The following is a 12833-nucleotide window of genomic DNA, read 5'->3' as shown; positions in this document are numbered from 1 at the left end:
GACGGCTTACGGAGTATCGAGTTCGTCGCCCAATTCGTTGACGCGAAGCAGCCCGTCGCGGTGGCGTTGTTCGCGGTAGGCGGTGCGGCCGATCAGGTGGGCGATCACCGGGGCGGTGAGGAGGGTGAAGAGGCCGACGAGGGCGAGCGCCCAGATATTGCCGTGGCCGCGCAGTTCGATGATGGCGCCGGCCAGGATCAGGATCAGCCCGATCACTTGGGGTTTGGTGGCGGCGTGCATGCGCGAGAAGGTGTCGGGGAAGCGGACCAGGGCGATGGCCGCGGTGAGCGCCAGGGTCGAGCCGGTGAGGATGAGCGCGCCGGCGAGCCAGTCCAGGACGATCATCGGTCGTCCCGGACCCGGAAGCGGGATACGGCGGCGGAACCGAGAAAGCCGACCAGCGCGACGGCGACGATGGCCGGGACCACGGTGGCATCGTCGGTGTAGGCGGCCCACACCGCGAGGCCCGCCGCGGCGATGGCCGTCAGCGAATCGATGCCGACCACCCGGTCCAGCGTGCTCGGGCCGGTCAATATCCGGTAGCTGGTCAGGATGGCCGCCGCCGACAGCAGGATCGCGGCCACCACGGCAACGACAGTCATGACGCATCCTCCTTCTGCCATGCGTTCTCGTCCCATTCGACGGGACGTTCGAACGAGGCGATGAGCAGTTGCTCCAAACGCTTTGTGGTGCGGTAGAAATGCTCGACCGCGGCCTCGCTGCCGACGTCGAGGACATGCACGTAGACGAAGCGGCGCTCCCGGTCGATCTCCAGCACCATGGTGCCGGGGATGACGTTGAGCAGATCGGCGCAGAGCACGAGCACCAGTTCGGATTTGATCTCCAGCCGGACTCGTAGCACACCCGAAATCGGCGGCGGCGCAGGACGAATCGCGAACCACGCGATCTGTAGACTCGATTCGAGCGCGTAGTAGACGCTCACCGCGATGAGTACGAGCAGCGACAGCGGATGCACCCGGCCTGCGACCGGCACTCGGGGCAGCGGCAGCGCCAGCATGATCACCGCGCCGATGGCAAGGCCCGCAAGGGTATTCGCGACGCTGAAATCGCCCCACAGCGCGACGTAGACCAGGGCGAGCCAGCAAAGCACGCCGATCTGGACGAGTCTGCCGCGGCTCGGCGCAAGGCGATTCATGACGGCCCACCCGGATTACCCAGCACCGCACCGATATACACGGATCTATCGCGCAGGTCGGCTGCCGCCCGGTCGGCTACGTCGAACAGCGGCCCGGCCAGCACCGTCAACGCCAGACCGACCACCACCAGCGCCGCCGTGGACGCCAGCATCAAGAAGGGCATCCGTCCCGGATCGTCGCGCTCGTCGTAGAGCACATCGGTGTCGTCCTCCACCAGCGTCGGCGGCGCCGCGGCGGCGAGATGGCCTTCGGGCGCTTCGGCGCGCGGCCGCCAGAACGCCTTACTCCACACGCGCGCGACGGCGTACAGGGTCAGCAGGCTGGTGAGCACCGATCCGGCGACCAGCACCCATGCCAGCACGCTGCCGTCGGCGGCACCGGCCTCCAGCAGCGCCAGCTTGCCGATGAATCCGGAAAAGGGCGGTATACCACCGAGATTCAGCGCCGGGATGAGGAAGAGCCCGGCCAGCACCGGACTCGCCGCGGCCAGTCCGCCCAGTCGGCGCAGCGAGGCCGACCCGGCCTGCCGTTCGATCAGGCCGACCACCAGGAACAGCGTGGTCTGCACCAGAATGTGGTGCGCCACATAGAAAACCGCGCCCGCCAGCCCCTCCTGATTCGCCAGCCCGACCCCGAAGATCATGTATCCGATGTGACTGACCAGCGTGAACGAGAGCAGCCGCTTGATGTCGTTCTGCGCGATGGCGCCGAAGATGCCGAGCAGCATGGTGAGCAGCCCGGAAATCATCAGCAGCGCGTCGAAGTGGCCGTCCGGAAATAGCAGCGTGCTGGTCCGGATGATCGCGTACACACCGACTTTGGTGAGCAATCCGGCGAATACCGCGGTGACGGGCGCCGGCGCGGTGGGATACGAGTCGGGCAGCCAGTTCGAGAGCGGGAACACCGCCGCTTTGATCCCGAACGCCACCAGCAGGACCGCGCAGATGGCGGCCCGAATTCCGCCCGGCACGGTGTCCATTCGCAGCGCCAACTGCGCCATGTTCAGCGTGCCCGCAGCCGCGTAGGCAAAGGCGATGCCGCACAGGAAGATCAGCGACGACACCATCGAAACCATCACGTACGAAACGCCTGCCCGGATCCGGTCCCTGGTGCCGCCGAGGGTGAGCAGTACGAACGAGGCGCCGAGCAGGATTTCGAAACCGACGAACAGGTTGAACAGGTCGCCGGCCAGGAAGGCGAGCGAAATGCCCGCGCTCAGCACGAGATACGTCGGCTGGAAGATCGAGGTGGGCTGCTTGTCGTCGCCGTCGCGGATGTTCTGTCCGGTCGCGTAGACCATGACGGCGAGCATCACGATGGCCGAGACCACCAGCATCGCCGCCGAAAGCCGGTCGACCACCAGGGTGATGCCGATCGGCGTCTCCCAGCCGCCGACCTGCAGCACCGAAATGCCGTGCTGGTCGGCGAGATACAGCTGCCAGCCGCTGACGATCACCTCCGAGCTCAGCGCGAGCAGGGTGACGACGCGCTGGGTGCGCGGCCTGCGCCCGGCGATCAGCGTGACCGCCGCGGCGAGCAGTGGCACCAGCACCGGCAGCGGCGTCAGCATCGCCATGGGGCCCATCATGTTTCCGGATCCTCCGCCTCGCGCCGGGTGGCGACCTCACGGTCCTCCGGATCGTTCTCGACCTGTTCGGTGGTGGTCAGCGCATACGAGCGGTAGGCGAGGGCCAGCACGAACGCGGCGATGCCCATGGTGATGACGATCGCGGTGAGCACCATGGCCTGGGCCAGCGGATCGGCCATCGCGCGGTGATCCGGATTCGAATCGCCGAAGATCGGCGGTCGCCCCGATGCCCCGCCGACCGTGATGATCAGCAGGTTCACCGCGTTGCCGAACAGGATCATGCCGAGCAGCATCTTCGACACCGCGCGCTCCAGGATGAGATACACCCCGCACGCCACCAGCACACCGATCACCAGCAGCAGGGTAAGATTCGCCGTCATCGCGAAACCCCTTTCGCCGCAACATTTTCGGTGTCCAGCTCGCTGCCGAGCCGGACGCCGAGGCTGCGCAGCACATCGAGCACGAGGCCGACGACGATCAGGTAGACGCCGAAATCGAAGAACAGCGCGGTCACCAGTTTGATCTGGCCGAGCACCGGCAGCGTGATCGCGACGACGGCGGAGGACAGCGGCGGCGCGCCGAGCAGCAGCGAACTGGTCGCGGTGCCCGCGGCCAGCGCGAGGCCGGCGCCGAGCAGGTGACCGGCCTCGATCGGCAGCGCCTCGGCCAGCTCGTAGCGCCCACCCGCGAGATAGCGCAGCACCAGCGCCAATCCGGCGGTCAGTCCGCCCGCGAAACCGCCGCCCGGCGCATTGTGGCCGGAGAAGAAGAAATACACCGAGAGCACCATGATGGTCGGGAAGACCAGCCTGGTGGTGATTTGCAGGACGATGGACCGGTACCGGCGGTCGAGCAGTCGTCCGGCGGTCAACCAGGTCACCATGTCGGGTCGGTAGTTGGGCGATTCCACCGCCCTCGGCAGGCTGCCGAACCGGCGACTCCGGAATACCAGCGATGCGACGCCGGTCGCGGCGACGACGAGCACCGAGATCTCGCCGAGGGTGTCCCAGGCGCGGATATCGACGAGCAGCACATTGACCGCGTTCTTGCCGCCGCCGAATTGGTATGCGGCGGGCGGGATCCGGTGCCAGATCGGCTCCGCCGACCGGGCCGCGACGGCGAACGCTGCCAGGCCGGACACCACCGCGCCGACCAGTATCGCCAGCAGCGCTCTGCGCTTCTTGAACCGTCCGGTGCGGCTCGCCTCGATCTCGGCGGGGAAGGCACGCAGCACCAGCACGAAGATCACCAGCGTCAGCGTCTCGACCAGGAATTGGGTGAGCGCCAGATCCGGCGCGCCGTGCAGCGCGAACAGCACGCCGCAGCCGTAGCCGGTGACCCCGACGAACAGCACGCTGGCCAGGCGGTTGCGCAGGACCGTAGCGCCGATCGCCATCACCGCCATGATCGCGCCGATCACCGCCTGCAATGGCGAATCCCACAGGCGCAGTTCGATTCCGGTGCGTGTGCCGGTGGCGAGCATCACCGTCGGCAGCACGATGAGCGTGATCAGGATGGTGGTCTGGCTCAGCGGAAGCGAGCCGCGCTGGGTCGCCCTGGTCATCCGCAGCGAGAGATTGTCCATCGCGCGCAGCGTCGCGTCGTAGGCGCGGTCGGCATTGCCGAGGCGAGGTTTCGCGGATTCGCCCAGCCGGTCCCGGATTTCGAACAGCACGAGGCCCAGCGCGATAACGACCATGGTCAGCGCGAGCGGTGTGCCGAAGCCGTGCCAGAGCGCGAGATGGGAAACCAGCTCGCCGGGCAGGGTTTTCGCGTATGGGGCCAGGCGGTCGCTCACCCAGCCGGCGGCGAGTCCGGCCGCCAGGCTCGCTACGGCCAAAACCACTGGCGGCGCGAGGAATAGCGCGCCGGGCGCATGCCACGGCGCGGAAGCATCGCGAATCCGCTTGTCCGCGAACGCACCCCACAGGAATCGCGCGCTGTAGCCGACCGTGAGCACCGAGCCGAGCACCACCCCGGCGCACAGCAGGATCCGGGCCGGATCCGCGAGACCATCGGCCCGCAGGATCGAGTCCAGCGCGCTCTCCTTGGCCACGAAACCGATCATCGGCGGCAATCCGGCCATGCTCAGCGCGGCGAGCACCGCGGCGCCACACAGCACCGGCGCCCGCCGCCCGAGCCCGGACAGCAGCCGCAGATCCCGGGTACCCGCCGAATGGTCGATGATCCCGACCACCATGAACAGGCACGCCTTGAACAGTGCGTGCGAAACGATCAGCGCCGTACCCGCCAGCGCCGCCTCGGGCGTGCCGATCCCGACCAGCACCAGCAGGAATCCGAGCTGGCTCACCGTGCCGAAGGCCAGTACCAGCTTGAGATCGGTGACCTGCAGCGACCGCAGCCCGGCCAGCAGCATCGATGCCACCCCGAGGGTCAGCACGATCGGATGCCAGAGCGGGTTGCCTGCGAAGACCGGCGCCAGCCGCGCCACCAGGTACACGCCCGCCTTCACCATCGCGGCGGCGTGCAGGTACGCGCTCACCGGCGTCGGCGCCGCCATCGCGCCGGGCAACCAGAAGTGCAGCGGCACGATCGCCGATTTGCTCAGCGCGCCGAGCAACAGCAGCGCGACGGCGACGTCCATGGCCGCACCGGTCGGCGGATTGCCATGTGCGAGTAGGTCGGACAGCAGATAGCTGCCGCTGCGCTCGCCGACGATGATGATGCCGACCAGCATCGCCAGCCCGCCTGCGCCGGTCACCAGCAGCGCCTGGATCGCGGCCCGCCTGCTCACCGGCTGCTCCGCATTGTGCCCGACCAGCAGGAACGACAGCACGGTCGTGGTTTCCCAGAAGATGAACAGCAGCACCATATTGTCGCTGGTGACCAGTCCGAACATGGCCCCGGCGAAGCCGACCAGCTCGGCGGCGAACAGCCCCAAACGCGGCTCGTCGTCCTCGAAATACCGTGCGCAGTAAGCGATTATCAGCGCACCGATGCCGAGCACCAGCGCGCACATGATGGCGGCGAGCGAATCGAAGCGCAGGTCGACGTTCATCTGGATGCTCGGTGCCCATGCGAGCCGAACCTGTTGGGTATCACCCCAATTCGCGATCACCCAGCCGAGACAGCCGAGCGGCACCAACGCGAGCGGATAGAAGGCGTTGCGTCCCAGTGCCCGCACGCACAGCGGCGCGGCCAGTGCGGCGATCGCGTGTGCGAGCAGGATAATGAGCAAACTTCACTCCGGCTGGTCGGTATCTCGGGCTGTCCAGGACAATCGTAAGAAAAACCAGGTGGATTCGCGCATCGGGCGACTATGGCGTCGGCCATGTCCGCGAAGTGTCGCTATGTATCGGCAAATGACTCGTCAGCTACCGGCGTCGCGGGCGTCGGCCGGTGTCGCGGCCGAATGCGGTGCAGCACAGCCAAACCCACCGCGCAGCCGATGGCGACCGCGAGCGCGGTCCGCCCGAGCCTGGTGCCGTGCGAGGTAGCGTCGGGCACCGGCCAAGCCGCCCGCTCCAGCGGCAGCGCCGTGACGATGGACGGCAGATACAGCGCCGTCAGCCCGAGTACCCCGCTCGGCGCGTACTGCGGCCACGCGACGCCGCAGCAGTAGCCCGCGATGAGCGCGAGTGCGGAACTGCCGGTCATATGCAGCACGGTGTTGTCGTGCACGTCGGGCAGCAGCATCGCGTAGACGGCGAGCCCGGCGATCAGCAGCGCGGCCATCGCGGTCGATGCCAGCCGCGTCCCGATGAACATGCCGAGCGCGGTCAGGACGAGCAGCGCGAAGATGCTCCACCCCGGCCGCGGCGCGCCGCCGATCGCGTCCGCCGCCGCCACCAGGGCCACCGCCAGATAGACGCCGGTGCCGTCCCGGCCCGGCAGCAGCATCGCGGCGACGGTCGCCGCCGCGAGGGTCGCGGCCACCGCGAGCCCGATATCGACGCCGTGCCCGGCATCCGGCGAGTTCTGGAATTGGCGCGCGAGCCATTCCGAGGTGGCGAGCACCACCAGCGAGAGCACCATGGCCGCGACGATCGGCGCGAGCGGCAGATCCAGCGCCATCCGCACCGCGTCGGGGTGTTTGACCCGCGAACGGTTGCGCAGCGTGCCGAGTATCAGCAGCGCCATGGCGGCGGCGATGAGCCAGCGCGGCGGGGTCTCCAGTACGGAGTACGGGTCCTGGTCGGAGATTTCGAGGATATCGGCCAGATCGCCGAAGACGAAGAAGCCCGCGCTGCCGATCGCGAACGCCGCCGCGGGTATCCGCCTGCGCAACACCGCCGCGCCGAGCGCGCCGAGCACGATTCCGGAGCACACCGAATCGAGATAGTTCTGCGTGGTGAGCATGTCCGCATTCGAAACATGGCGTCCCGCGGTGTGATTGGCGAACATCCCGATCATGCCGACCGTCGCGACCAACCAGGCGGCCGAGGTCCGGGTGAAGGTGACGACCACGACGCAGACCGCGACCGCGACGATCAAGCCGATGGCCGCGCCGCGCGGCACGCTGTTGATCAGGCTGGCGATCCGGTACGGGGTGGTGTCGCCGGTCCAGCTGAAGCTGATCGGCAGGAACAGCGCAATGCCTGCGACCGCCGCTCCCAGGAAGGCCGCGACCGCGTCCACCGTCTCGCCGATCCGTCGCACGTTCCGAACATACCTGCGGGTCTGCGTTCAACCTGTGATTGCTATCACTTCGCTGAACCATGTCTCGACGGACGTTATGCCAGGAAACCCAGGCCAGAGCTGGTTTTGCTGGATTATTGCGATTTGCTATCGCCGCCCCGGAGCTCGTTCACCACCGCGCCCTGTTCGTCGAGGATGGCGTCGCCGTTGGGGTAGTCGAGCGAGATCAGGGTGCCATCGCTCGCCGCGACGATACCGCCCTTCTCATCGCCGTTCTCGTCGTTGAACAGGAGGTAGGAGGCGTCCGGACCGCCGGGACGCTGAACCTCAGTGGATGTGCGCCTGCCAGTCGGCGGGCACCCGCCCGCGCGGGCCGGGTACGCCCTGATCGGCGGGGTGGCTGTGCGGGGGCGCCAATTCCGGTCCGCCGCCGTACATTTCCTCGGTGCGGAAGTCCCAGAACCAGTCCTCGCCGGGTTCGTAGCTCTGGATGAACGGATGCCCGGTCTCCTTGGCGTGCCTGCTGGCGTGCTGTGCGGGCGACGTGTCGCAACAGCCGACGTGCCCGCACTGGGCGCACCGCCGCAGATGCACCCACCAACCTTGTGCCGCTTCGCATTCCACGCATCCGGCACCGCTCGGCGGCACCGCCGGATCGATACCGTCCAGCTCCTGCGTCACTGCTGATCTCCGTCCTCGGCTTCGGCGCCGTTGTCCGCCGGGCGGTCCAGCGGCAGCCAGACCGTGAATTTGGTGTTGCCTGGCTCGGATTCCAGCCGGATATCGCCGTGATGCTTGTTGACGACGATGCGGAAGGAGATATCCAAGCCGAGCCCGGTGCCCTCGCCCATCGGCTTGGTGGTGAAGAACGGTTCGAAGACCCGATTCTTCACTTCCGGCGGCACGCCGGGCCCGGTATCGCCGATTTCCACTACGACACAATTGGTTTCGCGTCTGGTGCGAATGGTGAGCGTGCCCGAGCCCTGCATCGCGTACACCGCGTTATCGATCAGATTCGTCCATACCTGATTCAATTCCGCTGCGTAACAAGGAATTTGCGGCAGCGTTCGGTCGTATTCCTTGACCACCTCGATGCCGTCGCCGAGCTTACGGCTGAGCATCACCAGTGTGCTGTCGAGCAGATCGTGGATATCCACCACCTGGAACGGTGCCCGGTCCATCTGCGAATACTGTTTGGCCGCATCGACGAGCGAGGAAATCCTGGTGGTCGAATCGGCGATCTCGTTCATCAGCAGCTCGGTCTCGATGGTGTAGTTCAGCCACCGGATCGCACCCTGGAAAACCTTGGCCTCGCAGCCTTCCAGGGTGGCCGAGACCTTCTCCAGCCAGTCGATGTCGAAGCCGGCCTGTACGAAATTCGGCGCCAGATTCCAGGCGTCCTCGATGCCGTGCTGCTCCAGCCAGTCGCCGAGCAGGTCCTCGCGGTCGGCGGCCTCCATCGGGGTCAGATCGGGGGCCTTGGCCACCTGCGCGGCCGCCTCCTCCTGCAACTGCACCATGGCCACAAGGGATTTCGGATCGAATTTGCCGTCGGCCATCATCGCCAGCTTGTGCCGCATCCCGGCGACCCGGTCGCGCAGGCCCGCGGTGGCGCGCACCGCGGCGGCGGCCGGATTGTTCAGCTCATGGGTGAGTCCGGCCGAGAGCGAGCCGAGCGCGAGCAGCCGCTCGCGCTGGCTGATGCGCGCGTTGGTGTTCCGGTTGCCGAAGAAGACGCCCTCCAGTAAATGGACGGCCATCGGGAACCATTCCCGCATCATGCGCGCGAAGATCGCCGCGTCCAGGACGTAGAACCGCGACTTGCGGGTGACATACATCGACGCGGTGTAGTGCTGGTCCGCCTGGTCGCCGATATACGCCTGCCAGGCGCCCGCGTACGAACCGTGGTGCTGGGTGCGCACCAGTTCGATCTCGGTGCCGCCGGACAGTTTGGTGAGCACCACCTCGCCGTCCATCAGCACATAGAAGCAGGTGGCCTGATCACCCTCGGCGAAAACCTTTCCGGGCTCGATGTATTCGACCCGGCCGTCCCGGCACAGCCAGTCCAGCTGTTCGTCGTCGAGGTGTTCGAACAGGAACAGGGAACGCAGCTCGGCCGGGTCGCAGACCAAACGGGCACTGCGCTGGGCGATTTCATTAGAAGTCATTGAAAACCCTTCCCTAAGCCAGATACCGGTGCACGAGCATGACCGCCATCGCACCCTCGCCGACCGCCGACGCGACCCGCTTGGCCGAGTCGGCGTGCACGTCACCGGCCACGAAGACGCCGGGCACGCTGGTCTCCAGGTGATGCGGCGGGCGGGCGAGCTCCCAGCCCGCCGGTCTGTTGCCGTCGACCATCAGGTCCGGCCCGGCCACCACATACCCGGCCGGGTCGCGGGTGACCATGCCGTCGAGCCATTCGGTCTGCGGTGCGGCCCCGATGAACAGGAACAACCGTTCGGCATCGGCTTTTTCTTCCACGCCGGTGTCGTTATTGCGCAGCACGATCTGGCGCAGGTGATCGTCGCCGTCGGCGGCCACCACCTCCGTCCTGGTGTGCACCTCGATATTCGGAATCTGCGCGATCTGCTGGATCAGATAGTGCGACATGGATTTCTCCAGCGAATCCGCGCGCACCACCAGGTGAACCGTGCGGGCGTTGCGGGACAGGAATACCGCGGCCTGGCCCGCCGAATTCGCCCCGCCGACGATGTAGACCTCGCAGTCGGCGCATTCGGCGGCCTCGGTCATGGCCGAGCCGTAATAGACGCCGCGCCCGGTGAAATCGTCGACGCCGGGCGCGGGATGGCGCCGGTAGTCGACGCCGGTCGCGATGATCACGGTGTGCCCGCACAGCCGCCCGCCGTCGGCGAAGCGGACCGTGCGCGCCGACCCGTTCACCTCCAGCCCCACCACCTCGCGGGTGGTGATCACCTCGGCGCCGAATTTGGCCGCCTGCCGCCGTGCCCGGTCGGCCAGTTGCGCGCCGGACACCCCGTCGGGGAAGCCGAGATAGTTCTCGATGCGCGAACTCTGCCCGGCCTGGCCGCCGGTCGCGGTCCGCTCGACCAGTACCGTGCGCAGGCCCTCGGACGCGCCGTACACCGCGGCGCCCAGTCCGGCGGGCCCGCCGCCGACCACGATCAGGTCGTAGAAATCGCCGGTCGGCGTGGTGGAAAGCCCGACGTTCTCGGCCAATTCGCCATCGCTCGGCTGGACGAGCGCCTCGCCCGTCGCGGTGATCACCACCGGGCAGCGCTCCGGATCGGCGCCCGCCGCCTCCAGCAGCCGCGCGCCCTCGGGCTCGTCGGCCAGGTACCAGCGGTACGGCAATTGATTGCGCGCCAAGAACTCCCGCACCTGCGAGGAGCGCGGCGACCAGCGATTGCCGACCACCTTGGTCTCGTACACCGGGCGCTGTTCGCTGCCGCGCCAGGCGTCGAGCAGCCCGTCGAGCACCGGATAGAGCTTCTCCTCCGGCGGATCCCACGGCTTGAGCAGGTAGTGGTCCAGATCGACGACGTTGATCGCGTCGATGGCGGCATTGGTGTCGGCGTAGGCGGTCAGCAGTACGCGCCGCGCGTACGGGTGCAGGTCCATTGCCTGCTCCAGGAATTCGATGCCGTCCATACCCGGCATCCGGTAGTCGGCGATCAGCACGGCGACCGGCTGGCCGCGCAATTTCATCTCACGGAGCGCGTCGAGCGCCGCGGCGCCCGATTCCGCGCGCAGAATCCGGTAATCGGCCCCATAACGGCGGCGCAGGTCGCGGACGACCGCGCGGGAAACCCCCGGATCGTCGTCGACGCTGAGGATGGCCGGCTTCGTGGCAGCGGGTGAAGTCACCTAAAGAGTATGGAGTCTCGGCCGACGGCATGTCGTCGGCGTTTCGTCAGCCCGCCGCGAACGGGCCGTCGCGTGGGTGTGAATTTGCCCGGCGCTCAGAGCCGGTTCTCCCGCACCAGATCCAGCTCTTTCGGGGTGAGCAGGCGTTCCAGGCGTTCCTCCTGGGCGCTCGATTTCTGTTCACGGAGGGAGAACACGCCACGGACGATGTGCCCGTCTTCGGATTCGGTTGCGGGGAGCAGTGGGAGTTTGTCCGACTGCCTGCGATGGAGGAGTGAGCGCAGTTTCACGGCCGATCACCTCACGTTTGACGGGAAAGCTGGTGGCAGTGTCTGGTGCTTCGTCTATCAGCCATTGTGCGCCGTGTATTACAAGGGGCCTTCACAACATGCGAAAATGTGACCCAACTGTCTTCCCGATTATCATCACGACAGCAGAAGCACCGAGCCCCCCGGAGGCAGCGTTGCCCAAGAATCTCGAAGTCGCCATCGATATCGCCGCGCCGCCGGAACGGGTGTGGGCCGTGCTCGCGGATCTCAAACGCATGCCGGAATTCAGCCCGCAATGCGTGCGCATGCTCCCGCTCGGCCGGGTCAAGGCGGGCACCTGGACGATCAATCTGAACACCGACGGCAAGAAGTATTGGCCCACGTCATCGCGCATCGTCCGGTTCGAGCCGAACAAATCCCTCGCCTTTCGGATGAACGAAAACCGGACCACCTGGAGCTACACCCTGGAGCCGACCGAAGCCGGGACCCGGCTCGTCGAGCGTCGCGACGTTGCGCCCAAGGGGATTCCGCAGGTGGTCCGCAAGTCGATCAGTATCGGCTTCGGCGGTGAGGAGTCGTTCGAGGCGGATCTGGTGCGCGGCATGACAGAAACCCTCGGCAAGATCAAATCCGCGGCGGAGGCGCGCGGCTGATCGGATCCGCGGGATTCGGCGCGTAAGTTCCGGGTATGCGATACATGCCGTTCGTGGCCGTGGTGGCCGGTGCGGCCATGCTCTGCACCGGATGCGGCAAATCGGCGACGCCCGCCGACCGCGATGTCACCGTGGTCGGCACCGGTCAGGTGCGCGGCGCACCGGACACCCTGAATGCCGATCTGGGTGTCGAGGTCGCCGCGGGCAATGTCTCCGGCGCCATCGCCACCGTCAACGACCGGGCCAAGGCGATGACCGATGCCATGGTCGCCGCGGGCGTCGCCCGCGAGGACATCCGCACCACCGATCTGTCGATCCAGCCGCAGTACACGCCCGACGGCCACACCGTCACCGACTACCGCGCGACGAATATGGTGCACGTCGTGGTGCGCGAGCTGTCGAAGGCCTCCGCGGTCCTCGACGGTGCGATAAAGGCCGGCGGTAACGAAACCCGTTTGCGCGGTGTGTCTTTCGCATTGGAGGACAACTCCAAGCTGATCTCCGACGCGCGCGCCCGCGCCTTCGCCGACGCGAAATCCCGCGCCGAACAATATGCCGTACTGGCCGGGCTGAAGCTGAAGGACGTGGTCACCATCAACGAGGCCACCAGCGACAACCCGAAGCCGCAGTCGGCGAACGCGCCCGAATCTTTTTCGCTCGAACCCGGCACCCAGACGGTGACCTTCACCGTGAAGGTCACCTGGGCGTTGGGGTGAAA

At 67.1% G+C, this 12833-nt stretch carries 13 protein-coding genes; 2 read left to right on the top strand and 11 right to left on the bottom strand.

What is annotated here, in order from left to right; translation table 11 throughout:
- Positions 1–6: 6 nt before the first annotated feature.
- The 11 genes from mnhG to F5544_RS42395 all read right to left on the bottom strand — a co-directional run bounded on the left by mnhG (position 7) and on the right by F5544_RS42395 (position 11483).
- Positions 7–345 carry a monovalent cation/H(+) antiporter subunit G gene (gene mnhG / locus F5544_RS42445; RefSeq protein WP_167478348.1) on the bottom strand — a complete coding sequence of 113 codons (339 nt, stop codon included), beginning with the start codon at positions 343–345 and terminating at the stop codon, positions 7–9.
- Complete coding sequence (locus tag F5544_RS42440; protein WP_167478347.1) at positions 342–602, bottom strand: monovalent cation/H+ antiporter complex subunit F; 261 nt, start codon at positions 600–602, stop codon at positions 342–344. The genes mnhG and F5544_RS42440 overlap by 4 nt, the downstream gene beginning before the upstream one ends.
- Complete coding sequence (locus tag F5544_RS42435) at positions 599–1156, bottom strand: Na+/H+ antiporter subunit E (RefSeq protein WP_167478346.1); 558 nt, start codon at positions 1154–1156, stop codon at positions 599–601. Before F5544_RS42435 ends, F5544_RS42440 begins: the two co-directional genes overlap by 4 nt.
- Positions 1153–2733, bottom strand: coding sequence for a Na+/H+ antiporter subunit D (locus F5544_RS42430; RefSeq protein WP_238846949.1), 1581 nt, complete (start codon positions 2731–2733; stop codon positions 1153–1155). The genes F5544_RS42435 and F5544_RS42430 overlap by 4 nt, the downstream gene beginning before the upstream one ends.
- An 8-nt stretch (positions 2734–2741) precedes the next feature.
- Positions 2742–3125: a Na(+)/H(+) antiporter subunit C gene (locus F5544_RS42425; protein ID WP_167478344.1), complete on the bottom strand. Its 384-nt coding sequence runs from the start codon at positions 3123–3125 to the stop codon at positions 2742–2744.
- Positions 3122–5944 carry a Na+/H+ antiporter subunit A gene (locus tag F5544_RS42420; RefSeq protein ID WP_167478343.1) on the bottom strand — a complete coding sequence of 941 codons (2823 nt, stop codon included), beginning with the start codon at positions 5942–5944 and terminating at the stop codon, positions 3122–3124. Before F5544_RS42420 ends, F5544_RS42425 begins: the two co-directional genes overlap by 4 nt.
- Before the next feature lie 110 nt (positions 5945–6054).
- Positions 6055–7365, bottom strand: coding sequence for a hypothetical protein (locus F5544_RS42415; RefSeq protein ID WP_167478342.1), 1311 nt, complete (start codon positions 7363–7365; stop codon positions 6055–6057).
- 306 nt (positions 7366–7671) lie between these two features.
- Positions 7672–8025 (bottom strand): UBP-type zinc finger domain-containing protein, encoded by a 354-nt coding sequence (locus tag F5544_RS42410; protein ID WP_167478341.1) that lies wholly within the window; start codon positions 8023–8025, stop codon positions 7672–7674.
- Entirely contained in the window at positions 8022–9512 is a 1491-nt protein-coding gene (locus tag F5544_RS42405) for an ATP-binding protein (RefSeq protein ID WP_167478340.1), read from the bottom strand. Before F5544_RS42405 ends, F5544_RS42410 begins: the two co-directional genes overlap by 4 nt.
- Positions 9513–9525: 13 nt before the next feature.
- On the bottom strand, positions 9526–11193 hold the full coding sequence (locus tag F5544_RS42400; RefSeq protein ID WP_167478339.1) for an FAD-dependent oxidoreductase: 1668 nt from the start codon (positions 11191–11193) through the stop codon (positions 9526–9528).
- 95 nt (positions 11194–11288) lie between these two features.
- Positions 11289–11483: a hypothetical protein gene (locus F5544_RS42395; RefSeq protein ID WP_167478338.1), complete on the bottom strand. Its 195-nt coding sequence runs from the start codon at positions 11481–11483 to the stop codon at positions 11289–11291.
- Between the two features lie 173 nt (positions 11484–11656).
- Here F5544_RS42395 and F5544_RS42390 point away from each other — a divergent pair, with 173 nt between their 5' ends.
- Positions 11657–12115, top strand: a complete 459-nt coding sequence (locus F5544_RS42390) for an SRPBCC family protein (RefSeq protein ID WP_167478337.1) — start codon at positions 11657–11659, stop codon at positions 12113–12115.
- Positions 12116–12150: 35 nt separating this feature from the next.
- The gene (locus tag F5544_RS42385; RefSeq protein WP_167478336.1) at positions 12151–12831 is read left to right on the top strand and encodes an SIMPL domain-containing protein; all 681 of its coding nucleotides are present in this window, start codon (positions 12151–12153) and stop codon (positions 12829–12831) included.
- The last annotated feature ends 2 nt before the right edge of the window (positions 12832–12833 follow it).

The organism is Nocardia arthritidis, from assembly GCF_011801145.1.
Classification (GTDB): domain Bacteria; phylum Actinomycetota; class Actinomycetes; order Mycobacteriales; family Mycobacteriaceae; genus Nocardia; species Nocardia arthritidis_A.
Note: the sequence above shows the minus strand (reverse complement) of the source record. Positions and strands in the feature narration are given on the sequence as shown.